Here is a 25,887-nt window from a genome sequence, read left to right as displayed (position 1 = left end):
TCAGGCATGACCGAATTAAGTGCCAGCATTGTGCTGGTGGAAGACGATCCGCCGATCCGGCGCTTTTTGCAAACCACGCTGGAGCTGGCGGGCTGGCAGGTGCATGTGGCCGAAACCGGCCAGCGCGCGCTGATCACCATCGCCAGCCGGCAGCCGGATCTGGTGATTCTGGATTTGGGTCTGCCCGACCTGGATGGGCTGGAAGTGATTCGCCGCGTGCGTGAATGGTCGTCGATCCCTTTGCTGGTGCTATCGGCGCGGGCGCAAGAGGGCGAAAAAGTCGCCGCGCTGGATGCCGGCGCCGATGATTATCTGACCAAGCCGTTTGGCGTGGATGAATGTCTGGCCCGCATTCGGGTTTTGCTACGCCGCCATGCCGGGCAAAGCGCCAAAGCGGCGCAGATTTTTCAGTTTGGCGAGGTCAGCGTGGATCTGGTGCAGCGACAAGTGAGCAAAGCCGGGCAGGCTATCCACCTCACCCCGATTGAATACCGGCTGCTCAGTACCTTGATTCGCCATGCCGGCAAAGTGCTAACCCACCGCGAATTACTGCGTGAGGTGTGGGGGCCCAATCACAGCGAATCCAGCCAGTATCTGCGCGTGTATATGGGGCATTTACGGCAAAAGCTGGAGCATGATCCGGCCCTGCCAACTTATCTGCTTACCGAAACCGGTGTCGGCTATCGCTTGCTGGCTTGAGTGGTGATGCTTGGGTATTGCTCTGGAGCCATTTATTTTATTGGTCTGCAGAGCAATACCTAACTTAGCTTAACGATCGTCGCTGATCGCTAGCCATTCGTACAGCGTTCGGCCATCGTGCAACACCCAGCGCTGCTGCGCTGGCTGATCTTCCGGATCGCTCACAACCCAACCCGTAAGCTCTGCTGGCAAACCTGCACATTGCGCCAGTTTGAGCTGCAAGGCGCGCAAACCATTGGCCGCGGGGGCTGCCACTTTGCCGCTGAGGGCGCAGCTGCTGCCGCTGGCCGCACTAATCTCACCTTGTGCATTTAGCTGCCACGCCAGATTTTGCCCCTTGTATTGAGCGATATAACGCCCGGCAGCCAGATCGCTGGCGGGTAGGCTTGCCCCTTGTTGCAGGCTGAACTGCAGCGCAGCCGTACCGCTGGCGGCCGGAATACGTTGCCATTGACCCGCCTGTTGCTGGTACAGCGCCGTGGTATTAGCTGCGGTATCTTGCAACAGTAGTGCGCGGCTGCCATCGTTGAGGCTGAAATACAACCCCATTTGCAGCTGTTCATCCTCACCCACGCTCACCCGGTATTGACCGGCTGGCAGATTGGGTACGGTGAGTTGCGGGGTTGGGCTAGCAGTGGCACTCGGGGTGCTGCTACTGCCACCACACGCGCTCAGGAATAAGCTGAGTGCGGTTAGCCCGAGCAGGAGCGGGGTACGGTAGGGCTGCAATTTCCACATCGGCTGACCCCCGCTCATTGGAATAACTCGCGCAGACGCAAGCGCAACCAGGTTTGCGCTTGGGGGCGATGCTCAAAGCCCACCTGCATGGCGGTGACGGCAATCTGGTTTTGTACCACGGCCGATTCGTCATCCTGCTGCTGGGCGCTGGCTGGCGTGCTGACCGGGCTGATGGTAACGCCAGGGAAATGATAGTTGCCCAGACCGTAGGCTTTGGCCGCCGGATCATTGCCAAGGTCTTCCACAAATTTGAGTGCATACAGGTTGTAGCTGCCAAATTTGGCAAAACGCCAGCTAGGTTTGCTGAGATCTTTAGGGAAATTTACATTCAGCGCCAGGCCCGCGGGTAACAGCGGGCCGCTACCGGCCTTGGCTTGCAGCTGATTAAGCAGGGTAAGGCTCAGTTGCGCGACGGTGCTCGAGAGTGGGTTGGCCAGATTGGTGTTATCGGTGGTGTTGCTATCGGCGCTTAGCGCAATCGCAGCAAGGCTACGGGCAGCGGCAAACTGGGCATTGCTAACCGTGCCCGAGCTATTAACGATACTGCCTACGTTCTGGCCTTCATTCGGGCCGGAGAGCACCAGATCTGGGGCTTTATTCCAGCGTTTCATTGCCAGCACATCCAGCCCATACATGGTGGCCATAATCGGCGTGCCATTCACATAGTGGTAGTCGCCATTGGTAAAGCCTGCCTTGCTCATTTTACCTACGGCCGGCTCACCGGCGCTGGCCGCGCCATTGAGGCAGCCACCGGTTTTCGGATCGGCATTGCTGGTCGAGAGCGGGGTGAGCGGGGTGAGAAATTTTGCTGCCGCCCCCATCCCGCTCTGGCCGGTACATGGCACCGAGACGATGACATCATGGCCTTTGGCTTTGAGCGCTTCATACAGCGCTTTCAGATTGCTGGTGAGACCATCGTCATTGGTTAACACAATATTGAGGGCAAAGCTGGGGCTGGCCAACGCCATGGCGAGGCTGCCTAGCAGCAAGGAAGAGCGAGTCATGCAAGTGTCTCCGTGGAAAAGTGTCGCCATGAAAACATACAAAGATGTATGTTTTGTGACCATGGCATAAATTCGCCACGGCCAAGGCTGACTCGTGGTTGACGCGGCGTAGGCGGGTTGTAACAATGCCGCCATGTCTAGTCTGCAACCTCGCGCGCAAGCCACTCAGCTGGCGCTACTGCGCGCTACCGAAACCCTCCTGGCCACCGAAGGCTATGCGGCCTGGAGCGAAGATGCGATTTGCCAGCGCACGCAACTGAGCCGTGGCGCTTTGCGCTATCACTTTCCGGCTGGTCGCTATCAACTCTTAACCGCCTTTGCCCGCTGGGTGGTGGATGGCCAGGCTGAGCGCCTCGCGCCACTGGCTGGGCTGGATGTGCGCAGCCGGTTGTATCTGGTGCTGTATAGCCTCAGCAGCCAAGCGCCTTCGAATGCCACCCGCGCTTTGCTGGAGCTGTGGATGGCCGCCCGCGGCGATGCCCAGCTGCAGGCCGCGCTGGCGCCGCTGATGCAGGAAGCCGAGCAGCAATTACTGGCCGAACAGCCGGCCGATGAGCCCGAATTATTAGCGCTGCGCTTGCTGATGCATGGCGCTGCGCTGCAGGCTTTTCAGCCCGAAACGCGGCCCGAGGCGGTGATGGCGGCGCTGCGCTGGCTGTTGGCGCAATTGCCGGTGCCGCTGGGCTTGAGCGAAATTTTGCAGGCGCTGAATCAGCAGCGGCAGGGCGGCGACGCGGCGAGCGACTCGCGCAAATAGAACAATCGTTCTATAATGGTGGCATTGCTTGCTGTGATGAGGTTTTGCCATGTTCAGTCGTTTGCTGGGCCCCTGGCCCTGTTCGCCCGAGATGCCGCCGCAGCCGGTGCCCCTGATGGGGGTGCGGGTGCCGGCCGGCTTTCCGTCGCCGGCCGAAGATTGGGCCGAAGAGCGGGTCGATTTTAATCAGCGTTTTATCCGCCACCCGGAGGCGACGTTTTTCTTTACCGTGGATGGTGACAGCATGCAGGGTCCGGATCCGGCGCGCAGCATTGCCCACGGCGCCTTGCTGGTGGTGGATCGGGCGCTGGAAGCTCGCCACGGCGATGTGGTGGTGGCGGTGCTGGATGGCGATTTCACCGTCAAGCGGCTCTTTATGCGCAATGGCCATCTGGCGCTGGTGCCGGAAAACCCCGCTTATCCTTCGCTGGTGCTGCAAGAAGGGCAAAGCCTGGAAGTCTGGGGCGTGGTGATTGGCTGCTATCAGGCGTTTCGCCAAGATGTTCGCCCTCGTCGACGTCAATAATTTTTATGTGAGCTGCCAGCGGGTCTTTCAGCCCGAGCTGGAAGGACGCCCGGTGGTGGTGCTGTCGAATAACGACGGCTGCATTGTCTCGCGCAGCAATGAAGTGAAAGCGCTGGGCCTGAATATGGCCGCGCCCTGGCACGAATTGCAGGCGCTGGCTCGCCAGCATGGCATTGTGGCCCTGAGCAGCAATTACGCTCTGTATGCTGATATGAGCGCGCGGGTGATGCAGCTGTTGGGGCAGATGGCGCCGCGGCAGGAAATCTACAGCATCGACGAGTGTTTTCTGGGCTTGCAGGGCATGGCGATCGATAGCGCAGCCTTTGGTCAGCAGATTCGCCAGCGGGTGCGCCAGCATACCGGGCTGCCGGTCTGCGTGGGCTTTGCCCCTAGCAAAACGCTGGCCAAGCTCTGCAACGCCTGGGCCAAACGGCGGCCTGAGCTCAATGGCGTGTGCGATTGGCGCACGCTGACGCCGACGCAGCGGCAGGCGTGGCTAGCGGCCACGCCGGTGGATGAAGTCTGGGGTATTGGTCGCCAGCTCTCGCAGCGCTTGGCTTTGCGGCATATACATACCGTGCTGGATTTGCAGCAAGCCAGCGCCAGCCAGCTACGGGCCGAGTTTGGCCTGCCGGTGGCGCGCACGGTGCAAGAGCTGAATGGCCTCAGTTGCCTGCCCTTAAGCGCGGTGGCCGATAAGCAGCAAATCCTTTGCAGTCGCTCCTTTGGCCGGCCGGTATATAGCCAACAGGAATTAGCCGAAGCCATTAGCACTTATCTGGCCCGCGCGGCCGAAAAACTGCGCCGGCAGCAGTCGGCCGCGGGCAGCATCGGGCTGTTTATCCGCACGAATCCCTTTCGCGCCGAGGCGCCGCAGTATCGCCGGCATCTGGTGTTTCCGCTGGCGCAGGCCAGCGATGACACCGTGCAGCTAACGCGGGTGGCGCTGTGGCTGCTGGCGCGGCTGTATCAGCCCGGTTATGCCTATGCCAAGGCGGGGGTGATTTTGAGCGATTTGTGCCCGCGCCAGGCGGTGCAGGGGCATTTGTTTGCCGCCAGCGCCGATCCGCTGCGCCGCGCGGGGCTCAATGCCACGCTGGATCAGATTAACCAGCGCTTTGGCCGTGGCCGCATCCGGCTGGCCAGCTGTGGTGGCCAGCAGCCGGGCTGGAGTATGCGCCAGCTGCGCCGCTCGCCCAGCTGGACCACCCGCTGGGAAGATTTGCCCACTGCCTATGCGCGTTAAGCTGAAATGAGACTGACATTGCCGCGATAAATCGTTAAGATCAAACCCTGTGCCGGCCACGGCTGGATTTGCCGTAGTGTTCAAAAATCAACAGGGGTATCGCGATGCAAGCAAAATTGATGATGGGTTTGCTGGGTATACTGGCTACCGGTATGACGCTGGCCAAGCCTTTGGTGGTGTGTACCGAAGCCAGCCCTGATGGCTTTGATGTGGTGCAATACAACTCGCTAACCAACACCAATGCGGCGGCCGATCCGATCTTTAATCGGCTGCTGGAATTTGACCCGGCCAGCGGCAAATTATTGCCGAGTCTGGCGCAAAGCTGGCAGGTGAGCAGCGATAACCGCCAATACACCTTCAAGCTGCGCCGCAATGTGGCGTTTCAGCGCACCGATTATTTCAGCCCCAGCCGGCCGCTGAATGCCGATGATGTGCTGTTTAGTTTTCAGCGCATGCTCGACTCCAATCACCCCTGGTATGGCACGGCGGTCAGTGGCTATCCGCACGCCAAATCGTTTCAGCTCGATAAGCTGATTAGCGAGATCCGCAAGCTCGACGATTACACCGTGCAATTTACCCTGAGTGAGCCCAATGCCACCTTCTTGCCGCTCTTGAGCATGGGCTTTGCCTCGATCTACTCGGCGCAATACGCCGCCCAGCTCGAAGCCGCGGGCGCGCAAAAAGACCTAAATAGCAAACCGATCGGCACCGGCCCATTTGCCCTCAAAAGCTATCAAAAAGACGCGGTGATCCGCTATGACGCGCATCCGGCCTACTGGGCCGGCAAACCCAAGGCCGACAAGCTGATTTACGCCATTACCCCCGACCCGGTGGTACGGGTGCAAAAAGTGAAAGCGGGTGAGTGTGATCTGGCGCTGGGGCCCAAGCCGCAAGAGCTGATTGCCGCCAAGAATGACCCCAAGCTCAAAGTACTGAGTACGCCGATGTTTGGCACCGGCTTTGTCGCCATCAATACCAGCCACCCGCCGCTGGATAAAGTCGCCGTGCGGCAAGCGCTGAATCTGGCGTTTGATCGTAATACTTATCTGGCCCGTGTCTTTGAAGGCACTGCCACCGCCGCGCTGGGCGTGTATCCGCCCACCACCTGGAGCTATCTGCCGCCCAAACAAAACGGCCGCAACGTCACCAAGGCGCGCCAGCTGTTAAAACAGGCCGGCCTGCCCAATGGCTTTAGTACCACGATTTGGGTCCGACCCAATGGCAGTACGCTCAATCCCAACCCCAAAGCGGGCGCCGAGCTGCTGCAAGCCGATCTGGCGCAAATCGGGGTGAAAGCCGAGATCAAGACCATCGAATGGGGTGAGCTAATCAAGCGCGCCAAGGCCGGGGAACACGATCTGCTGTTTATGGGCTGGAGTGGCGACAACGGCGACCCGGATAACTTCCTTACCCCGCAATTTGCCTGCGCCTCGGTCGAGTCGGGTCTCAATTTTGCCCGCTATTGCGATAAAGCCCTCGATGGTGCCATTCAGGCGGGGCGGGCTACCGCCGATCAGGCCAAGCGCAGCCAGTATTATCAGCAAGCGCAGCGGCAGATTGCCGAGCAAGCCTTGTGGATCCCACTGGCGCACCCGCTGGCCGCGGTGATTAGCTCGCCGAAAGTGAATGGCTATGTGGTTAACCCGTTTGGCCGGCAAAGCTGGGCCAGTGTGCACGTACGTTAAGCCGGCACACAACGAGATCGGGAAGGAGAGAGCATGAGCGAAACACTGCCGAGCGCGTTTACGCAGCCCCCCAGCCGCGCGCACACGGCCAGCCTGAAATGGGATAAATACGCCGGGCAAGATATTTTGCCGCTGTGGGTGGCGGATATGGATTTTGCTGCGCCACCCGAGGTATTGGCCGCGCTGGCCGCCCGCTTGCAGCATGGGGTGCTGGGCTATACCAACCCGCCGGCATCGTTGGTCGAGGCGGTGCAGGATTATGCCGCGCGGGTCTACCACTGGCAGATCGAGGCCGATTGGCTGGTGTGGTTGCCGGGGCTGGTGCAAGGGCTGAATCTGGCATGCCGCGCCGTGGGGCAGGCCGGTGATGCCGTGCTGACCATGACCCCGGTCTACCCGCCGTTTTTGCGCGCGCCGGGGTTGGCGCAACGCGAGCTGATTGCCGTGCCGCTGCAGCAAGTAGCGGGGCGCTGGCAGTTTGATTTTGCGGCCCTGACGGCGGCGATCACCCCGCACACCCGGCTCTTGCTCTTGTGCCATCCGCATAATCCGGTTGGGCGGGCCTGGCAGCGCGATGAGCTCGATACCCTGCTGGGTATTGCCCGCCAACACAATCTGATTGTGTGCTCTGACGAGATACATTGCGATTTATTGCTGGACGAGGGCCTGCAGCATCAGCCATTTGCCGCGCTGGACGCCGATTTTGCTCCGCGCACGATCACGCTATTGGCACCCTCGAAAACCTGGAATATCCCCGGGCTGGGCTGCGCGCTGGCGGTGATTCCCGATGCGGCCTTGCGGGCGCGCTTTCGCCGCGAAATGGCCGGGCTGGTGCCGTCCGTGAATGTGCTGGGTTATCTGGGCGCTGAAGCGGCATACCGCACCGATGGCGCCTGGCATGCCCAATTACTGCATACCTTGCGGCAAAATCGGGCCGCGCTGGCGGCGCTGTTTGCGCGCTATCCGACCAGTGGCCTTAAGCTCACCGTGCCCGAAGCCACTTATCTGGCCTGGATTGATGCCCGCGCCATCGATCCGCGCCAGCCTTTGCCGGTGTTTGAGGCGCATGGGCTGGGTTTATCGGATGGTGCTGATTTTGGTTTCCCGGGCTGGGTGCGCTTAAATTTTGGCTGCAGCCCCACTACGCTGGCGCTGGCCTTGCAACGGCTGGAGGGACTGTTGCAACAATACTGACGCCGGCGGCCCGGGTGCTTGGGTAAAATTGACAATGAACTTAAAACCCATCATACCGACTTACGTGCGTGCCACTTTAGCGCTGACCATCATCTTGTTTGAAAACTACAGGGATACCACGATGAAACCGATCTTCACCGCCGCCATGCTGGCCGCAGCCTTATTGACCACCCCAGCGGTTTGGGCCGAAAACACGGCCGCCGCCAGCAGCGCCACCAGCGCCGTTCGCGATAATCTGTTTACCATTCCGCTTTCGGCTTATCAGCTCGATGCCAAAGACCCCAGCCAGCGCGTGTATCTCAAGCCCGGCGTGAGCCTGCCGAGCTATCAGCAAGTGATTGTGGAAGCGCCCCTGTTTTTGCGTCAGGGCGATAATCAGGAATGGGAGCTGCTGCAACCGAATGAGGCCAGCAAGATTGCCAATTACTTCAAAGCCAAACTTAGCATCGAATTACAAAAGCAGGGCATTAAAGTGGTAGAAACCGCCGATGCCAACACCCTGCGCCTGCGTTTTGCGGTAACAGGGCTGGCGCAAACCCGCCCGGGGCTGGATCTGATTGATGTGCTACCCGCCAAAGCCGCCATCAATATCGCCAAAATGGCGGTCGGCAAAGAGCCGTATCTGGTGCGCGTAGGGACCATGGCGCAGCTGGAAGACGCAAGCAGCGGTGAGCTGTTGGCCGGCACGGTGCATCTGAAAGAAACCCGCAAAACCAAGGTGAAAGACAAAGCCATTACGCTGGATTATCTGGAGCGTGAAATCGATAAACTCACCAAAAAATCCGCTGCGCAGCTGGCCAAAGCCATGGGCAAAGCATCGTAAGCAGCCAACATCTAAAGCGGCGAACCATCGCCCGCGATACGCAGCAGGCCAAGCTCACGCTTGGCCTTTTTTATTCGCACTACAAGCGCGCTAATTGCGCGGTAACTGGGCAGTTATCGCCCGCTCGTCCACCACTTGGCACTGATTAAATGCCGCCAAATCCTGCAGGCGCGCGCGCAGCGCTTGGCTAAATGCAGCGTCGGCTCGGAAGTCGGCGCTCAGATGCAGGCTCAGTATTTCCAGTCGGACTTCACGCCGATGCGCCTTGCAATCCAGCCGGCCGACAAAATCGTGGCCATACAAAATCGGCAAACAAAAATACCCAAACTGCCGCTTGGCCGCGGGCACATAGCATTCCAAGGTGTACTGAAAGCCAAACAGCTGCTGCAGGCGTTCGCGGTGAATGATGGCGTTATCAAATGGCGAGAGTAGATGAAGTTGGGGTGGGGTAATGCTGGCTGATTCTTGATAATAATGCTCGGTATTGATATACCCCCATGGGGTTTTTTGTTGGGTTGAGTGGGTATCGGTGAGCGGCTGCACCCGGCCGTCGCGAACGGCGGCGGCCAGCTGTTCTTGCAATAAGGCCTTGATCTGTCGATCGGCTTGCAAATGATTCAGTTGCTTGAGCGTGATCACCGCCTGATTACGTAGATACAGCGCAAACAGATACTCGGCATATTCTGCCCGGCTGGGCGCGCGGGTATCGACACCCGCAGGGAGCACGCGCTCGGTGAGGTCATATATCTTTTCCATGCCTTGCCGCTCGCGCACCATCACCTCACCGCGCAGAAACAGCTTTTCAATCGCGCGCTTGGCCGGGCCCCAATCCCACCAGCCCTGGCTTTTGCCGTGACCCTGATTCAGCGCTCGGGTGCTTAGTGGCCCGGCCAGCGCGATTTTCTGGCGTATTTCCTGCAATAGCGTGGTGGGCACATCGCGGTAGGCCTGCCATAGGCCATCGCGCACCAGCCCCATCCGATGCTGGGCAAACCGGTAATCGCGCATCGGCAGATAGGCCGCTGCGTGAAACCAGTATTCAAAAATCTGGCCGCTCGCTACCAGCTGATTAAGCCACTGTGGCGAGTAATCCGCCACGCGTGTCCACAGCACGTGATGGTGCGCGCGCTCGATCACGGCAATTGTGTCGATCTGCACATAGCCCAGGTGCTCAATCGCTGCCTGCGTGCCGGCCAGACCCGTGCCGAATGGATTGGGCGAGCTCAGCCCTTGGGCGCTGAGCGCCAGTTGCCGCAGATGGGGTGTAAGCATGATGGCAAAATGGGGTGAACGAATGTTCTGTATCATACGCTCGGCAAACACGCTTGGGAAAGAATTATCGCGTGTCACTTTGCTTTGCGCCGGCAATTGATTACCATACCCATGGGCTGACTGGACGCCCAACTCGCGAAAGTGCAAACACCTGATTTTTTGCGCAAGCCTTTAGCTTGCATACCCTCCGTGGCTCACAGCGAGATGGCCACTATTTAAGGAGCTGGTATGCCCAATACAGATTTAACCCCTTCATCCCCCGACTCGGCCGCCGTGCAATTTTATTTGCGTCAGGCCCGGCAATATCACCGCGCGGCGCAGTCCGATTCGCCGGCGCTGGCATTGCCGATTTTGCGCCGGATTTTGCACACCGGCGTGTGCGGTCAGCCGACTTTGCCGCAGCTATTTCAGCAGCGCCACACGGTGCAGCGCAAACATGTGCTGCGTATGCTCGCGCTGGAAGCCGGTTTTGCCAGCTGGGAAGCTTTTCGCCCCGTTTTGCAGCAGGGCGCCGCGCCGCAATTGCAGGCGGCCCAATTTATGGCCAGCGGGGCTGGCCAGCTTAAACTCTGGTTTGCGGATCACCACAGCGCAGCGCAATATGCGGCTGAGCAGGGTGGCACGGTACTGGGGCAGGGTACGCAAGCGGTAGTGATGCCGGCTGTTCACGGTTAAGCGCCACGCTAACTGACGCCACTGGCGCAGTGCATCTGCATGGGTGCACTACGCTGGCGGCGGTTTAGTGCCGTGAACGGTGGTAAACAGCATGCTTGCTGCATCTAAACCACAGCGTCGGGCCAATTCATACCCAGGCTGCGCCGCCATTCAGCTGAATGGTACTGCCGTTCAGGTAAGGATTGCTGAGCGCAAACAGGGCCGCCTGCGCGTAGTCGTCACTATCGCCGATGCGTTGCAAGGGCTGTTGCTCTGCCAGCTGCTTGAGCTGGGCTGTATTCATGGCGCTTTGTAGCAAAGGGGTTTGCATGGGGCCAGGGCTAATCACATTAATCCGGCGCGGAGCGAGCTCGGCGACCAAGGATTGCGCCAAACTTTCCACCGCGCTGGCGGCCGCGGCCACGATGGCCATGCCGGGGCGTGGGCGTTGGTTGATCATGCCCGAGGTCAGCACAATCGAGCCATGCGCGGGCATTTTGGGCGCAGCAGCCTGAATAGCGCGCACCGCCCCCCAAAAACGCGTATCCATGCTAATGCGCAGCTGCTCGACTGGGGTATCCAACAGTAAGCCCGGCGCATTATTGGCCGCGGTAATGACCAGATGATCAAGCTGGGTGAGCTTGGCAAAGAAAGCTCTGATTGAAGCTTCATCACTTATCTCCAAGACATCGCCGCTGGCCTGTGGGCCAAGTTGCTGTAGCGCTGTTTGCAATTGATCTGCATTGCGCGCACCGATATGCACGCGAGCCCCCTGATCAATCGCACGCTGTGCGGTGGCCAGACCCAAACCTGAGCTGCCCCCTAAAATCACGATCTGTTGCCCAGCTAAATTAACGTTGTTCATGATTTGCTCCTTTGCATCAATCAATCATCAAGTCATTATTCTATTAGACCAGTCGTCTAGTTTGGCGTAGATATGATGCCGCTTGAACGTGTAATTAGACATTGTAGGTAAATAGCTAAGTGGGGGGCGAATGATGTACGGCGGGCTAATAGCGGCTAGCCGAGCTTTGGCACCCATCGGATGGGGGAGTGCAGAAACAGACGGCAAACAAAAAGCCCATGCGAGCATGGGCTTTTTGTTTAATCTGGAGCGGGCGATGGGAATCGAACCCACGGCACAAGCTTGGGAAGCTTGGGTATTACCATTATACGACGCCCGCGAAAGCAAGCATTATAGCAGCATTTCAGGTTTTGGGTAGCGTTACGCCGTGTTGGCCCTGATATTTGCCGCCACGATCGCGGTAACTGGTTTCGCAGATGTCATCGGCATCCGCTTCAAAGAACAGCACTTGCGCCACACCTTCATTGGCATAGATCTTGGCTGGCAGCGGAGTGGTGTTGGAGAATTCCAGCGTCACATAGCCTTCCCACTCCGGCTCGAACGGGGTTACGTTCACAATAATGCCGCAGCGGGCGTAGGTGGATTTGCCCAGACACACCGTGAGCACATTGCGCGGAATGCGGAAGTATTCCACCGTGCGCGCCAGCGCGAATGAATTTGGCGGGATAATACAATAACCCTTGCCCGATACATCTACAAAGCTATTTTGGTCGAAGTTTTTCGGGTCAACGATGGTGGAATTCAGATTGGTAAAGACTTTGAATTCGTCGGCGCAGCGGATGTCATAGCCATAGCTAGAGGTGCCATAAGAGACAATCCGCTCGCCATTGATTTCTTTGACCTGGCCTGGCACAAAGGGCTCGATCATGCCGTGCTCTTGCGCCATGCGGCGGATCCACTTGTCAGATTTGATGCTCATGCTGTCACACGCCTGTAAATATTTAGCCCGTATTGTATCTGCATCTTGTATTCGATACTACGCCACCCCAGATAAGCATTACGGGCTGTTGTGTTCCTTGCCTTGGCAGGGCCAATTGCCGAGAATGAAAGAAAGCTAAAACAACATCACGGAGTATGCGTTTACATGTCTTCTGCCACTTGTGCAGCACTGGCTTTACCCACGACCAATGCCGGCCAGTTTGATCTGGCTGCCCTGACCACCCCGCTGGCGGTGATTTACTTTTACCCGAAAGACAATACCCCTGGTTGCACCACCGAAACTGCCGATTTTCGTGATCTGCACGCCCAGTTTCTGGCGGCGGGTGCCGCGGTATTTGGCGTGTCGCGCGATAGCCTGAAAAGCCACGAAAACTTCAAAGCCAAGCTGGGCTTGCCGTTTGAATTGATTTCCGACCCTGAAGAGCAAGCCTGCGAAGCCTTTGGAGTGATGAAACTCAAAAACATGTATGGCAAACAGGTGCGGGGTATTGAGCGCAGCACCTTTGTGATCAACGCCTCGGGCGAGATACTCCGCGAATGGCGCGGGGTGAAAGTCCCCAATCACGCAGCCGAAGTGCTCAGCTTCGTGCAGTCTCTCAAGTAGTCATTCCTTAGCGGCCTTCTGGCCGCTTTTTTGTGCCCACCTCAGGAGGAACGCAGCATGGCGACCAAAAAAACACAGAAAGTCAGCAAGCTGTTTGTGCTGGACACCAATGTGCTGATGCATGATCCAACCTCGCTGTATCGGTTTCAGGAACATGATCTGTTTATTCCGATGATGACGCTGGAGGAACTCGATTCCAATAAAAAAGGCATGACCGAGGTGGCACGAAATGCCCGGCAGGCTAGCCGCTTTATGGAAGAGCTGGTGGCCGGCATGGAGCACAAGCTGCAAGAGGGCGTGCCGCTGGAAGAAGTGAGTAAAGGGCAGGCCACCGGGCGCTTATTCTTGCAATCCGAAGCCATTACCAGTGTGCTGCCGTCGCAATTGCCGATGGGCAAGGCCGATAACCAGATTCTGGGCGTGGTGCATCATCTGCAGGCCATGCAGCCCAAACGGCAAGTGATATTGGTTTCCAAAGACATCAATATGCGCATCAAAGCGCGCACGATGGGCTTGGCGGCGGAAGACTACACCAACGACAAGGTGCTGGAAGACACCGATCTGCTCTACACCGGCATGCGTGAAATCGACCAGAATTTCTGGGAACGCAATGGCAAAGACCTGGAAAGCTGGCAAGAAGGGGGGCGCAGCTACTGGCGCATTCAGGGGCCGGATGTGACCGAGCTGTATGTAAACCAGATGCTGTTTCAAACTGGCGAACAACCCTTGCAGGCGCGGGTACTCTCGATTGATGGCAAAAAAGCCGTAATCGAAAGCCTGAAAGACTACAGCCACAGTAAAAACGCCATTTGGGGTATTACCGCACGCAATCGCGAGCAAAATTTTGCGCTAAATCTCTTGATGAACCCTGATGTCGATTTTGTGTCGCTCCTGGGGCAGGCCGGGACGGGGAAAACGCTGCTCACGCTGGCTGCGTGTTTGGCACAAACGCTGGAGATGAAGATTTACTCCGAAATCATCATGACCCGGGTGACTGTGCCTGTGGGGGAAGATATCGGTTTCCTGCCCGGTACCGAGGAAGAAAAAATGCTGCCGTGGATGGGGGCACTGGAAGACAATCTGGATGTGCTCAACCAAACCGACAGCGAAGCCGGTGATTGGGGCCGCGCAGCCACGCGGGATCTGATCCGCAGCCGCATCAAAGTCAAATCGCTGAACTTTATGCGCGGGCGCACCTTCCTGAATAAATTTTTGATCATCGACGAGGCGCAAAATCTGACTTCCAAGCAGATGAAAACGCTGATTACCCGTGCGGGGCCGGGCACCAAGGTAGTCTGTTTGGGCAATATCAGCCAGATTGATACGCCTTACCTCACCGAGGGTTCATCGGGCCTCACCTATGTGGTGGATCGATTTAAAGGTTGGCAGCATTCGGGTCATATCACGCTCACCCGTGGCGAGCGTTCGCGCTTGGCGGATTACGCCGCGGATGTGCTGTAAGTCGGTGGGTAGGTACAAAGCCGCGCGCAAGCGCGGTTTTGTTTTGGCGCAAGGCCGCCGGTCAACAGTAGTTTTACACTGGCTAAGCTGATAAAAACAGGAGAAACAGCATGAGCGAACAACATTATCACCAGATCGTGCGCGAGATCAGCGGCAAGCTGCGCGAGTTTAATCAGGAAATCCCCGATACCGCGCAAGCGTTTGGCGCGCTGACCAAGGCCACCCACACCGACGGGGCGATCAGCAAAAAACACAAAGAATTGATGGCCATGGCGATCGCGATTGCGGCGCGCTGCCAGGGCTGCTTGGGCTTTCATGCCCAAGCCTGCGTAAAACTAGGGGTAACTCGCGCCGAGTTTCTGGAAATGCTGCAGGTGGCGGTGTATATGGGCGGTGGCCCCAGCATGATGACGGCTGCCGAGGCGATGCTGGCGTATGAAGAGTATAGCGGTGAAGTGGCGGCCAAATAAGGTCTGCAAGGCAATACCTAGTGGGGTATCTGCAGGCTAGGTATAAAAAAGGGGCTTGTGGCCCCTTTTTCATTTTTTTTGCCACTTAAAATTTGCGATCAAACTCGGTGGTGGCTTTCAAAATGCCGCGCATGATGTCGACCTCTTCGCGCTCCATGCGCGCGCGGACAAACAGCCGGCGCAGGCGTGGCATCAGCCGCTTTGGTGCATGCGGGCGCAAAAAGCCGATGCGCAGCAGGACTTCTTCGAGGTGTTCAAAGAATTTTTCCAGTGCTTCGTGGCTTGCCAGCTCACGCTCTTCGTCCAGATGTTGCACATCCAGATAATCCTGTTCAAAGCAGCTAGTGCGTAGCTCGTAGGTTAGCACCTGTACCGCTTGCGATAGATTCAGGCTGGAATAGTGCGGATTGGTCGGAATCGAAACCCGATGGCTGCAAAGGTTAAGCTCATCAATGGTCAGGCCGCTGGTCTCGGCGCCAAACACTAGTGCGACTTGTTTATCACTGCGCGCGGTGTGGATGATCTCCGGCGCGATTTGCCGTGGGGTTTGCAATGCTTGCGAGAGCTCGCGCCGGCGGGCTGTGAGCGCCACCTGCATGGTGGTGCCGGCCAAAGCTTCGGCCAGGCTACCGACTACTTTGGCATTGGCGAGGATGTCATCCGCGCTGGATGCCAGCGCGGTGGCCACTTCGGATGGAAATTCTTTCGGGTTGACTAGATACAGATCGGTCAGACCCATGGTTTTCATGGCGCGGGCGGTGGAGCCGATGTTGCCGGGGTGGCTGGTATGGGAAAGCACCACACGAATCTGTGGCAAACAGGCGGTTTCGTCGCCAGCGTGGAGATTTTTATTGATTTCTTTATTCATGGCTGGGTTTATTCTGCGGGCCAAGGCAGGTAGAATATATCCTTAATAATGTTCTTTTAAATCGAGAAACCATGCATCCAATGCTGAACACTGCGGTGCGCGCTGCGCGCCGTGCGGCAACCGTTATCCAACGGGCGTCCAACAATCTGGATTTGATTACCCCTGAAAAGAAAGGCCACAATGATTTCGTATCGGAAGTTGATCGCGCTGCTGAGCAGGCGATTATCGATACCATTCTTGAGGCGTATCCGAATCACGCGATTCTAGCAGAGGAGTCGGGTGCGCGCGGCAACTCCGAGTACGTCTGGATTATCGATCCTCTGGATGGCACCACCAATTTCTTGCATGGTTTCCCGCAATATGCGATCTCTATCGCGCTGGAACACAAAGGCGTGATTACTCAGGCCGTGGTGTATGACCCGAACCGCAATGATTTGTTCACCGCCACGCGTGGCGTGGGCGCATTCCTGAATGATCGCCGGATTCGCGTTTCAAAAGTGCGCGAGTTGTCTGATGCGCTGGTGGGCACCGGTTTTCCATATACCCGCTTTGAAAACCTGGAAACCTATCTGAATATCTTCCGCGATATGGCGCAAAAAGCTGCTGGCGTGCGTCGCCCAGGCGCGGCTTCGCTGGATCTGGCGTATGTGGCTTGCGGTCGCTTCGATGGCTTCTTTGAGTTTGATCTGAAATTGCACGATATCGCGGCTGGTACGCTGATTGTGCAAGAAGCCGGTGGTCTGGTGACTGACCTGAATGGCGAAGAGAAATACCTTGAGTCTGGCGATGTACTGTGTGGTACGCCGCGGGTCTTTGGGCAAATGCTGCAAGTGATTCGCAGCCACCGCCAATAAGCGGGCCTTGCCCCTGCCGGCTCCGGCCGGAACCCAAGCCGACGAAAGTCGGCTTTTTTGTCGCTGCTTTTTTGATTGTGCCGGGGCCGGCTCTTGGGGCGGTTTCGGGCTGGAGTGTTTATGTCTGCTACAAAACATCCGCGCTGTGCCTTGTCGGTGAATGTGAACAAGGTGGCCTTGGTGCGTAATACCCGCCATTTGGGGATTCCGAGTGTCACCCGCGCGGCGGAGCTGTGTCTGGCCGCTGGCGCGCAGGGTATTACCGTGCATCCGCGCCCGGATGAGCGGCATATTCGCGCTAACGATGTGGCTGAGCTTGCCGTCCTGATGCAAAACTGGCCGCAGGCCGAGTTCAATATTGAGGGCAACCCTACACATAATCTGATGGACTTTATCCGCCAATATCGTCCGCATCAGGCGACCTTTGTGCCCGATACGGTGGATCAGTTCACGTCCAATGCAGGCTGGACCTTGCCGCAGGATATGGCGGTGCTGCGCCCCTTGATTGCGGAATGTCACGCGCTTGGTGTGCGGGTCAGTCTATTTATGGACCCACGTCCGGAAATGATGGCCTATGTGGCCGAGTTGGGGGCCGACCGGATCGAGCTGTACACCGAAACCTATGCCATCGCCTACGGCACGCCCGAGCAAGAGCCCGTGCTGGCGGGCTTTGTGGCGGCGGCGCAAGCGGCTCAGGCCGCTGGCCTGGGCATTAACGCGGGTCACGATCTGAATCAGGACAATCTCACCCGCTTTGTTGCCGCGGTACCGGGGCTGCAAGAAGTCTCGATTGGCCACGCGCTGATTGCTGACGCACTGGAGGTCGGTTATGCGCAAACGGTGCAGGGCTATTTGGCCGCGATTGCGCGCGCAGCGTAATTGATGATGGGTATGTGCTTGCAGCCTTTTTAAATCAAAGTCTACAAGCATATACCCTTGATTTTGGAACTTGAGTTTAGCCTATGTGCGCGGCATAGAGCTCAGGTTTGAAACCCACTAGGGTGAGCCCGTCACGCTCCAGCACTGGCCGTTTGATCATCGATGGATTGGCCTGCAGTACTGCAATGGCACTGGCCTGATCGACGATGCTGGCCTTGGTGGCTTCATCCAGTTTGCGCCAAGTGGTGCCTTGCCGATTCAGTACGCTCTCCCAGCCCACTGCGTTGCACCAGCGCGTGAGCTCTTCAATGCGTACACCTTCCTTTTTGAAATCATGCCAGTGGTAGTCATGGCCTTGCTCGGCGAGCCAGGTGCGGGCTTTTTTAACGGTATCGCAGTTCGGAATTCCGTAAAGATGCATGGGTTATGTTCCTGATGGCGCGCGCAGATGGCGGCGGTAGAAATAGTTGCGGCGCGAACAAGTCGCGCCGCGTATGAATTGCAGCGGGCTTAGTGCAGCGGCATATCGAAGCTGAGGTTGTCTTCGTCTTCGACGGGTTTGTTTTTATTGCTGCGCGCGGCTTCCTGCTCGGCGACGGTTTGTGCGTTATTCACCATCCACGACAGGTTGGTGGCCGAGTCGGCATTACGCAGCGCTTCGTCCAATTCAATCTCGCCAGCGCGGTACATGCGATACAGCGATTGCTCGAAGGTTTGCGAGCCTTCGGCCAGCGTTTGCTCCATCGCCTCTTTAATATCGGAGAGCTCACCATTGCGAATCAGCTCGGCGATCCGGTTGGTGTTGAGCATGACCTCGACCGCGGGTTTGAGTTTGCCCGTTTTGGTGCGCACTAGCCGTTGCGAAATAATAGCTTTCAGTGAAGTCGACATATCGTAGAGCAGCGATTCGCGCGCTTCTTGCGGATAAAAATTCACGATCCGGCTCAGCGAATGGTAGCTGTTATTGGCGTGCAGGGTAGAAATGCACAAATGCCCGGCCTGTGCGTATTGCATGGCGTAGGTCATGGTTTCCTGGTCGCGGATTTCGCCCAGCATCAGCACATTAGGTGCTTCGCGCATCGCATTGCGTAGCGCGTCGTGATAGCTGTGCGTATCAGTACCAATTTCGCGCTGATTCACCAGCGATTTTTTGTGCGAATAGATAAATTCGATCGGGTCTTCCAGCGTCAGAATGTGGCCGCTGTGGTTTTCATTGCGGTGCTCCAGCATGGCGGATACCGTCGACGATTTACCCGAGCCAGTGGCGCCCACCACCAGGATGATCCCGCGTTTTTCCATCACCAAGTCTTTGAGCAGCAGCGGCATGCTGAGCTCTTCAAGGGTGTCGGCGCGCGGTTTGATGTAGCGGGCCACCAGCGCTACGGTGCCGCGTGATTTAAAGACGTTGATCCGGAAATTGCCGATCTCGGGCACGGGATAGGCCATATTCATTTCCAGCTCGCGCTCGAATACAGCCACCCGTTCGGGGCCCATGAGCTGGTAAGCCAGCTGTTTGACGTGTTCGGCGCTGAGCACCTGATTGTTCACGGGGTGGCAAGCACCCTGAATCTTGATCACAATCGGGGAGCCAGCGGCCAGAAATAAATCTGACGCGCTGCGCTCAGCCATCAACTTAAAAAAAGGCAAAAGATTCATATTGCTCTCAACGCGGGCAGCGCAGGTTAGGGTTGGCGTAATTCTCGCCGCAATATTTTACCGACATTTGATTTCGGCAGGCTATCGCGAAACTCTACGATGCGCGGTACTTTATAGTTAGTGAGGTGCTGGCGGCAATGCGCGATCACCGCTTCGCTGGTGAGCTCGGGGTCTTTTTTCACGATCACCAGTTTGACGGCTTCACCCGTTTTTTCATCGGCGACGCCGATGCAGGCCACTTCCAGCACGCCCGCCATCTCGGCGACGACGTTTTCCACTTCATTCGGGTAAACATTAAACCCAGATACCAGCACCATGTCTTTCTTGCGATCCACGATCTGGAAATAACCACTCGGCTGCATCACCGCAATATCACCGGTGGCCAGAAACCCATCGGCCCCCAAAACGGCGGCAGTTTCTTCCGGGCGTTGCCAGTAGCCTTTCATGACCTGCGGGCCGCGCAAGAATAATTCGCCCGCTTGCCCGGCCGGTAAAGGCTGGCCATTTTCATCGCGAATCTCGGCGTCGGTTTGCGAAATCGGCAGCCCGATCATGCCATTGTATTCTTTGATATTAATCGGGTTGATCACCGCGGCGGGTGAGGTTTCGGTGAGACCGTAGGCCTCTGCCAATGGCACGCCAGTAACGCGTTTCCACTTCTCGGCGACCGCATGCTGGACTGCCATGCCGCCACCCAGGGCTAATTTCCATGTCGAGAAATCCAGCTTGGCAAACTCGGCATTATTCAGTAGAGCATTAAATAGCGTATTCACACCAGTCATGCAGGTCACAGGGTATTGCGCCATGGTCTTAACGAGGGCAGGAATATCGCGCGGATTGGTGATCAGCAAGTTGGTCGCGCCGATTTTGCTGAACACCATGCAGTTCGCGGTGAGCGAAAAGATGTGATACAGCGGCAGGGCGGTTACAATGATCTCTTCGCCTTCCTTCACGGCGGGTTTAATCCAGGCGTGCGCTTGCTGCATATTGGCGACGATATTGCCGTGGGTGAGCATGGCGCCTTTGGCCACGCCCGTAGTGCCACCAGTGTATTGCAAAAAGGCTAGATCGTCGTGGGTGAGTTTGGGCTCTTGCAGGGTATGTTGCTGGCCGCCTGATATTGTATCGTTAAAACGAATATGCCCATGCAGGGTATAGGGCGGCACCATTTTCTTTAGGTATTTCACCGCCGCGTTGATCAGCCAGCGTTTCGGCCAATCGAGTAAATCGCCGATTTCGGTGACGATCACGTGCTTCACGGTGGTGCGCGCAATCACGGCTTCGAGGGTATGGGCGAAATTGGCCAAAATCACAATTGCCGCCGCATCGGCGTCTTTCAATTGGTGTTCCAGCTCGCGCGGGGTGTAGAGCGGGTTAACATTCACGACCACATAGCCGGCGCGCAAAATCCCGAAAATGGCGACGGGGTATTGCAATAAATTAGGTGACATCACCGCCACGCGGCTACCGGCGGGGAGTTTCAGGACATTTTGCAAATAGCTGGCAAATTGACGCGATAGCGTATCAAGGTCTTGATAGCTCAGTACTTTGCCCATGTTCACAAATGCGGGGCGCTGGGAGAATTTGCGGACACTACTGGCCATGACTTCGGGGATCGACCCAAATTCATCCAGATTAATCTGATCGCTAACCCCGTCTTGGTAGTTGGCTAGCCATACCTTTTCCATGGTGCTTCTCCTTACAAGTTGGTTGTACTGTAGGGTTAAATCGCGTTTGAATTCAACTCATTTGCTCACCAGTGGTATTTCGTTGACAAAGACTTTCTGATAGAATTCCCCAAAATCTTCATTGTGGCAGGTGCTTAGCGGCGCCCGCTGTGGTGGGAGTGCTTACGAATGGGCGCAAGTATTGCAGCCCATTTTTTGTTTCTGGAGCAAAAATACGGTCATGGCGGTTAATTTACAGTCAGTCTTGGATAACACATTGCCCGCAATGGGTTACGAGCTGGTCGATTTCGAGTTGGGTGCGAATGGTTTGATGCGCATCTTTATCGATAAGGAAGGCGGGGTCACCATCGATGATTGCGTTGAGGTCAGTAATCACCTCACGCGTCTGTTTATGGTGGAAGAGATTCCTTACGAGCGGCTGGAAGTGTCTTCTCCTGGGTTGGATCGCCTGATCAAAAAGCCGGCCGATTTTGAACGGTTTGCCGGCCAGAAGGTGCGCGTAAAGCTGCGCTTGCCGCTGCCTGATCGCCGCCGCAACCTCGTGGGGTTGCTGAAAGGTTTTATCGACGAATGCGTGGTGGTCGATGTGGATGGCGAGGTGCTGAATCTGCCGTTGTCACAGATTGATCGTGTACGCCTTGAGCCGCAGTTTTAAATATCTTGCCCGACTATTTGGCAAAGCATTTCGCCGGAGGAAATAATCAATGAATCGTGAAATTCTGGTGCTGGTAGAAGCACTTGCCCACGAAAAAAATGTTGCGAAGGATGTGGTGTTTACCGCGCTGGAAATGGCGCTGGCTTCGGCAACCAAAAAACGTTACGAAGACGAAGTTGAGATTCGTGTTTCGATTGATCGTCAATCCGGTGAACATCGTAGTTTCCGTGTATGGGAAGTGGTTGAAGATAACGATCACGAAGAGCCGTCACGCCAAATCGCCATCACCGATGCGCCTGATTACAGCGCCGACCTGAAAGTGGGTGATGTGTGGGAAGTTGAGCTCGAGCCAATCGAATTTGGCCGTATTGGTGCGCAAGCCGCTAAGCAAGTGATTTTGCAAAAAATCCGTGATGCTGAGCGCGAGCAAAATCTGAATGATTTCCTGCAGCGCCGCGAGCACATTGTGACTGGCACTATCAAGCGCATCGAGCGCGGTAATGCCATCATTGAGATGGGCAAGCTGGAAGCCGTGCTGCCACGTGATCAAATGATCCCGAAAGAAAACCTGCGCGTGGGCGACCGGGCGAAGGCTTTCCTGTTGCGTATCGATCGCTTGGGCCGTGGCCCGCAACTGGTGCTAAGCCGGGTTGCACCTGAATTTATGGCCAAGCTGTTTGAGCTGGAAGTGCCGGAAATCGAAAACAACCTGATCGAGCTGAAGGGCGTGGCCCGTGATCCAGGGATGCGCGCGAAAATCGCCGTGAAATCGAACGATCAACGTGTTGACCCACAAGGCACATGTATCGGTGTACGTGGTACCCGCGTGAATGCCGTGAGCAATGAGCTGGCCGGTGAGCGTGTAGACATCGTGTTGTGGTCACCTGATGCGGCGCAATTTGCGATCAATGCACTGGCGCCCGCTGAAGTGAATTCCATCATCGTCGATGAAGACAACCACAGCATGGATGTGGTGGTGGATGAAGACAATCTGGCGATGGCCATTGGCCGCGGTGGTCAGAACGTGAAGCTGGCTTCCGAGCTGACTGGCTGGAAACTCAACATCATGACCGTTGATCAAGCCGAGCAGAAACATGAAGAGGAATACACGAAAGTGCGTGAACTCTTTATGCAAGCACTCGACATTGACGAAGATGTCGCCAACGTGTTGGTGCAAGAAGGCTTTAATACGCTGGAAGAAGTGGCCTATGTGCCATTGAATGAAATGCTGGAAATCGAAGCATTTGATGAAGAGACCGTGAACGAACTGCGCTCACGCGCTCGTGACGCTCTGTTGACGCAAGCCATTGCGCGCGAAGAGAAACTCGAGCATCAAAGCGAAGACCTGAAATCGCTGGACGGCATGACCGCCGAACTGGCTGCAAAACTGGCCGAGAACGACGTACATACCCGTGATGATTTGGCTGAGCTGGCAGTCGATGAATTGACCGAGATGACCGGAATCGATGAAGAAGCGGCCAAACAACTAATCATGAAAGCGCGCGAACACTGGTTCGCTTAATCGAGGCGCGGGAGAGTAATCAATGAGTGAACCCAAAGTCAGTCAATTTGCAGCAGAACTAAAAATGCCCACGCAGGAGCTCATCGAGCAACTGCGTGCGGCGGGTGTACAAAAAAGCAGCGCGGACGATACCCTGAGTGCCAACGACAAAGCACGTCTGCTTGAGCATTTGAAACAAAAGCATGGTCAGGCTGGCGACAAGCCCAAGATCACCATCGCGCGCAAAGAAACCACCGAAATCCGTAAAACGGATGCCACGGGCAAAGCCAAGACGATCCAGGTTGAAGTGCGCAAAAAACGCGTAGTGTCACCGGATGTGATCGCGGCTGCGACTGCGGCGGTGCCAGCTGGCAATGCTGCGCCAGTGATTGATGAAGCCGAGCGCCAAAATCGTGAGGCGCAAGCCAAACGCCAGGCCGAATTGGCGGCGATTCAAGCTGCGGAAATGCAGGCGAAGCAAAACCGTGAAGCCAAGGCTGCTGAAGCGGCGGTTAAACCGGCGGCTGAGCCGGTGGCGCCAGCGGCCGTTGAGCCTGCGGTGGCTGAGAAAGTGGCCGCCCCAGTGGAGCCTGTAGCTGAAGTCGTAGCGGCAGCCCCGGTGGTTGAAGCCGCGCCTGCGCCAGTTGCTGCGCCAGCACCGGCTGCCAAGCCTGCGGTTAAACCGCATGTGAAGCCGGGTCATGAAGCTGATCGTCCACGTATTGGTGCCCGTGTTGATTTCCGTCGCCCGCGCGATACGCCGCTGGAAGCGCCGGAAAAACCAGCGCCAGCCGCAGCGCCTGCGAAATCGGCCGATAAAAAACCGGCCGGTGCGAAAAAAGATGAAAAAGGCGGCTGGAATGATGGCCGCAACAAGAAAGCGCTGAAAACCCGTGGTGGCGATGCTGGTAGCAATGACTGGAAGTCGCGCAAAGTGGGTGGCAAAAAACAGAACAACAACGACAATGCGCACGGCTTCCAGGCGCCAACTGAGCCAGTAACGCATGAAGTTGAAGTGCCAGAAACCATTTCCGTGGCTGATCTGGCACACAAAATGGCAGTAAAAGGCGTTGAAGTTGTTAAGACGCTGATGAAGATGGGCATGATGGTAACCATCAACCAGGTGCTGGACCAAGAAACCGCGATGATCGTGGTGGAAGAAATGGGTCACGTGGCCAAAGCTGCCAAGCTGGATGATCCGGAAACTTATCTGGGCGATACCGAGAAAGCCGAACACGATCTGATGCCACGCGCACCAGTGGTAACGGTAATGGGTCACGTTGACCACGGTAAAACCTCGCTGCTGGACTACATCCGTCGCGCCAAGGTGGCGGCAGGCGAGGCCGGCGGGATTACCCAGCATATCGGTGCCTACCACGTTGAAACCGGTAAGGGTATGATTACCTTCCTGGATACCCCTGGTCACGAGGCGTTTACCGCCATGCGTGCCCGTGGTGCCAAGCTGACCGATATCGTGGTGCTGGTGGTAGCGGCGGATGATGGTGTGATGCCTCAAACCATCGAAGCGATTCACCACGCGAAAGCCGCCGGTGTGCCGATTGTGGTAGCGGTGAACAAGATCGATAAGCCAGAAGCCAATCTGGAACGCATTCAGCAAGAGCTGGTGGCGCAAGAAGTTGTGCCAGAAGAATGGGGTGGTGATACCCAGTTTATCCCTGTCTCTGCCAAGAAAGGCATGGGGATTGACGAGCTGCTGGATGCGATCTTGCTGCAAGCCGAGGTATTGGAGCTGACTGCAGCAGTCGATGGCCCGGCTAAAGGGATTATCATCGAGGCGCGTCTGGATAAAGGTCGTGGTCCGGTGGCTTCACTGCTGGTGCAATCGGGTACGCTGCGCAAGGGCGATACCATCCTGGCCGGTCAAGTGTACGGTCGTATCCGTGCGATGCTGGATGAAAACGGCAAGCAGATTAACGAAGCCGGCCCTTCAATTCCGGTTGAGATTCTCGGTCTGTCGGAAGTGCCAGCCGCTGGTGAAGATGCGATGGTCTTGGCGGATGAGAAAAAAGCCCGTGAGATCGCGCTGTTCCGTCAGGGTAAATTCCGCGATGTGAAATTTGCCCGCCAGCAAGCCGCGAAACTGGAAAACATGTTTGCGCAGATGGCCGAAGGCGAAGTGCAAAACCTGCCAATCATCATCAAGGCCGACGTACAAGGTTCGAGCGAGGCACTGTCGCAGAGCCTGCAAAAGCTGTCGACCAGCGAAGTGCGCGTGCAGATTCTGCACAGTGCGGTGGGTGGTATTTCCGAGTCGGATGTCAACTTGGCCTTGGCGTCAAAAGCTGTGGTGATTGGCTTTAACGTGCGCGCTGATGCCGCGGCCCGCAAGCTGGCCGAAGCGGATGGCGTGGATATCCGTTACTACAACATCATTTACGACGCAGTTGATGATGTGAAAGCTGCTCTGTCCGGCATGTTGGCACCAGAGAAACGCGAACAAGTGATCGGTCTGGTCGAAGTTCGTCAGGTATTTACCGTGTCGAAAGTTGGCACGATCGCCGGTTGTTTGGTGATGGATGGTTTGGTGAAACGCACTGCAGGCGTCCGTCTGTTGCGCAACAACACCGTGATCCACCAGGGCGAGCTGGAAAACCTGAAGCGTTTCAAAGACGAAGCCAAAGAAGTGAAAGCCGGTTTCGAGTGTGGTTTGCAGCTGAAGAACTACAACGACCTGCAAGTCGGCGACCAGCTGGAAGTCTTCGAGGTGATCGAAGTGGCGCGGACGCTGTAATTGCCGCACCTGCTTTATGTAGCCTGATGGCAGCGCAAGTCCGCAGGGGCTTGCGCTGTTTGCATTTGTAATCAAGCCCTGTCCAAGGAGGAAAACC

Annotated in this window: 25 protein-coding genes and 1 tRNA gene; 16 read left to right on the top strand and 10 right to left on the bottom strand. The window is 56.8% G+C overall.

Translation table 11 applies throughout. The features are described from left to right. Window positions 1–6 precede the first annotated feature (6 nt). The gene (locus QV747_RS03345) at window positions 7–699 is read left to right on the top strand and encodes a response regulator (protein ID WP_273429072.1); all 693 of its coding nucleotides are present in this window, start codon (window positions 7–9) and stop codon (window positions 697–699) included. Between the two features lie 69 nt (window positions 700–768). Here the strand turns inward: QV747_RS03345 and QV747_RS03340 are convergent, their stop codons facing one another. Beyond that, on the bottom strand, window positions 769–1,437 hold the full coding sequence (locus tag QV747_RS03340) for a hypothetical protein (protein ID WP_273429071.1): 669 nt from the start codon (window positions 1,435–1,437) through the stop codon (window positions 769–771). 14 nt (window positions 1,438–1,451) lie between these two features. Further along, window positions 1,452–2,441, bottom strand: coding sequence for a 5'/3'-nucleotidase SurE (locus tag QV747_RS03335; protein WP_273429069.1), 990 nt, complete (start codon window positions 2,439–2,441; stop codon window positions 1,452–1,454). A gap of 133 nt (window positions 2,442–2,574) precedes the next feature. Here QV747_RS03335 and QV747_RS03330 point away from each other — a divergent pair, with 133 nt between their 5' ends. The 6 genes from QV747_RS03330 (at window position 2,575) to QV747_RS03305 (ending at window position 8,672) form a co-directional block, all read left to right on the top strand. Then, window positions 2,575–3,198 (top strand): TetR/AcrR family transcriptional regulator, encoded by a 624-nt coding sequence (locus QV747_RS03330; protein WP_028449443.1) that lies wholly within the window; start codon window positions 2,575–2,577, stop codon window positions 3,196–3,198. Window positions 3,199–3,247: 49 nt separating this feature from the next. Further along, window positions 3,248–3,724, top strand: coding sequence for a LexA family transcriptional regulator (locus QV747_RS03325; RefSeq protein WP_047391774.1), 477 nt, complete (start codon window positions 3,248–3,250; stop codon window positions 3,722–3,724). After that, on the top strand, window positions 3,699–4,970 hold the full coding sequence (locus QV747_RS03320; protein WP_273429067.1) for a Y-family DNA polymerase: 1,272 nt from the start codon (window positions 3,699–3,701) through the stop codon (window positions 4,968–4,970). The genes QV747_RS03325 and QV747_RS03320 overlap by 26 nt, the downstream gene beginning before the upstream one ends. A 104-nt stretch (window positions 4,971–5,074) precedes the next feature. Next, window positions 5,075–6,655: an ABC transporter substrate-binding protein gene (locus QV747_RS03315; RefSeq protein WP_273429065.1), complete on the top strand. Its 1,581-nt coding sequence runs from the start codon at window positions 5,075–5,077 to the stop codon at window positions 6,653–6,655. 33 nt (window positions 6,656–6,688) lie between these two features. Beyond that, a complete protein-coding gene (locus tag QV747_RS03310; RefSeq protein ID WP_273429064.1) occupies window positions 6,689–7,849 on the top strand; it encodes a MalY/PatB family protein in 1,161 nt (386 codons plus the stop codon). A gap of 121 nt (window positions 7,850–7,970) precedes the next feature. Next, window positions 7,971–8,672 (top strand): DUF3313 domain-containing protein, encoded by a 702-nt coding sequence (locus QV747_RS03305; protein WP_273429062.1) that lies wholly within the window; start codon window positions 7,971–7,973, stop codon window positions 8,670–8,672. Between the two features lie 90 nt (window positions 8,673–8,762). Here the strand turns inward: QV747_RS03305 and QV747_RS03300 are convergent, their stop codons facing one another. Then, a complete protein-coding gene (locus tag QV747_RS03300; RefSeq protein WP_273429061.1) occupies window positions 8,763–9,944 on the bottom strand; it encodes a winged helix-turn-helix domain-containing protein in 1,182 nt (393 codons plus the stop codon). A gap of 228 nt (window positions 9,945–10,172) precedes the next feature. On the opposite strand from QV747_RS03300, the gene QV747_RS03295 reads away from it, so the two are divergent. Then, entirely contained in the window at window positions 10,173–10,619 is a 447-nt protein-coding gene (locus tag QV747_RS03295; protein ID WP_273429060.1) for a hypothetical protein, read from the top strand. 127 nt (window positions 10,620–10,746) lie between these two features. On the opposite strand, the gene QV747_RS03290 is transcribed toward QV747_RS03295, so the two are convergent. From QV747_RS03290 to dcd, 3 genes are all read right to left on the bottom strand, one after another. Beyond that, window positions 10,747–11,463 carry an SDR family oxidoreductase gene (locus tag QV747_RS03290; protein ID WP_273429058.1) on the bottom strand — a complete coding sequence of 239 codons (717 nt, stop codon included), beginning with the start codon at window positions 11,461–11,463 and terminating at the stop codon, window positions 10,747–10,749. Between the two features lie 245 nt (window positions 11,464–11,708). Further along, window positions 11,709–11,782: transfer RNA gene (locus QV747_RS03285), tRNA-Gly, on the bottom strand. Between the two features lie 24 nt (window positions 11,783–11,806). Beyond that, the gene (dcd, locus tag QV747_RS03280) at window positions 11,807–12,382 is read right to left on the bottom strand and encodes a dCTP deaminase (RefSeq protein WP_028449421.1); all 576 of its coding nucleotides are present in this window, start codon (window positions 12,380–12,382) and stop codon (window positions 11,807–11,809) included. Window positions 12,383–12,547: 165 nt separating this feature from the next. Between dcd and QV747_RS03275 the strand changes: the two genes are divergently transcribed. The 3 genes from QV747_RS03275 (at window position 12,548) to QV747_RS03265 (ending at window position 14,937) form a co-directional block, all read left to right on the top strand. After that, window positions 12,548–13,006: a peroxiredoxin gene (locus QV747_RS03275; protein WP_028449420.1), complete on the top strand. Its 459-nt coding sequence runs from the start codon at window positions 12,548–12,550 to the stop codon at window positions 13,004–13,006. Window positions 13,007–13,063: 57 nt separating this feature from the next. After that, window positions 13,064–14,467, top strand: coding sequence for a PhoH family protein (locus QV747_RS03270; RefSeq protein WP_028449419.1), 1,404 nt, complete (start codon window positions 13,064–13,066; stop codon window positions 14,465–14,467). Between the two features lie 110 nt (window positions 14,468–14,577). Next, window positions 14,578–14,937: a carboxymuconolactone decarboxylase family protein gene (locus QV747_RS03265; RefSeq protein WP_273429056.1), complete on the top strand. Its 360-nt coding sequence runs from the start codon at window positions 14,578–14,580 to the stop codon at window positions 14,935–14,937. An 85-nt stretch (window positions 14,938–15,022) separates the two neighbouring features. Here the strand turns inward: QV747_RS03265 and QV747_RS03260 are convergent, their stop codons facing one another. Then, window positions 15,023–15,805, bottom strand: coding sequence for an RNA methyltransferase (locus QV747_RS03260; RefSeq protein ID WP_051258805.1), 783 nt, complete (start codon window positions 15,803–15,805; stop codon window positions 15,023–15,025). Between the two features lie 71 nt (window positions 15,806–15,876). Here QV747_RS03260 and QV747_RS03255 point away from each other — a divergent pair, with 71 nt between their 5' ends. Continuing rightward, on the top strand, window positions 15,877–16,659 hold the full coding sequence (locus QV747_RS03255) for an inositol monophosphatase family protein (protein ID WP_028449416.1): 783 nt from the start codon (window positions 15,877–15,879) through the stop codon (window positions 16,657–16,659). Window positions 16,660–16,779: 120 nt separating this feature from the next. Continuing rightward, entirely contained in the window at window positions 16,780–17,538 is a 759-nt protein-coding gene (locus QV747_RS03250) for a pyridoxine 5'-phosphate synthase (protein WP_273429053.1), read from the top strand. A 76-nt stretch (window positions 17,539–17,614) separates the two neighbouring features. Here QV747_RS03250 and QV747_RS03245 read toward each other — a convergent pair whose 3' ends face one another. From QV747_RS03245 to QV747_RS03235, 3 genes are all read right to left on the bottom strand, one after another. Next, entirely contained in the window at window positions 17,615–17,959 is a 345-nt protein-coding gene (locus QV747_RS03245; protein ID WP_047391802.1) for an ArsC family reductase, read from the bottom strand. A gap of 89 nt (window positions 17,960–18,048) precedes the next feature. Further along, a complete protein-coding gene (locus QV747_RS03240) occupies window positions 18,049–19,194 on the bottom strand; it encodes a PilT/PilU family type 4a pilus ATPase (RefSeq protein ID WP_028449413.1) in 1,146 nt (381 codons plus the stop codon). A gap of 26 nt (window positions 19,195–19,220) precedes the next feature. Next, complete coding sequence (locus QV747_RS03235; RefSeq protein ID WP_273429052.1) at window positions 19,221–20,882, bottom strand: AMP-binding protein; 1,662 nt, start codon at window positions 20,880–20,882, stop codon at window positions 19,221–19,223. A gap of 220 nt (window positions 20,883–21,102) precedes the next feature. Between QV747_RS03235 and rimP the strand changes: the two genes are divergently transcribed. From rimP to infB, 3 genes are read left to right on the top strand one after another with little or no spacing between them, the layout of a single operon-like run. Continuing rightward, window positions 21,103–21,537: a ribosome maturation factor RimP gene (gene rimP / locus QV747_RS03230; RefSeq protein WP_047391810.1), complete on the top strand. Its 435-nt coding sequence runs from the start codon at window positions 21,103–21,105 to the stop codon at window positions 21,535–21,537. A gap of 49 nt (window positions 21,538–21,586) precedes the next feature. Beyond that, window positions 21,587–23,059: a transcription termination factor NusA gene (nusA, locus tag QV747_RS03225; RefSeq protein WP_028449410.1), complete on the top strand. Its 1,473-nt coding sequence runs from the start codon at window positions 21,587–21,589 to the stop codon at window positions 23,057–23,059. Between the two features lie 22 nt (window positions 23,060–23,081). Then, on the top strand, window positions 23,082–25,790 hold the full coding sequence (gene infB, locus QV747_RS03220; protein ID WP_273429049.1) for a translation initiation factor IF-2: 2,709 nt from the start codon (window positions 23,082–23,084) through the stop codon (window positions 25,788–25,790). Window positions 25,791–25,887 lie beyond the last annotated feature (97 nt).

It is taken from the genome of uncultured Chitinibacter sp., from assembly GCF_945957625.1.
GTDB classification, from domain to species: domain Bacteria; phylum Pseudomonadota; class Gammaproteobacteria; order Burkholderiales; family Chitinibacteraceae; genus Chitinibacter; species Chitinibacter tainanensis.
Note: the sequence above shows the minus strand (reverse complement) of the source record. Positions and strands in the feature narration are given on the sequence as shown.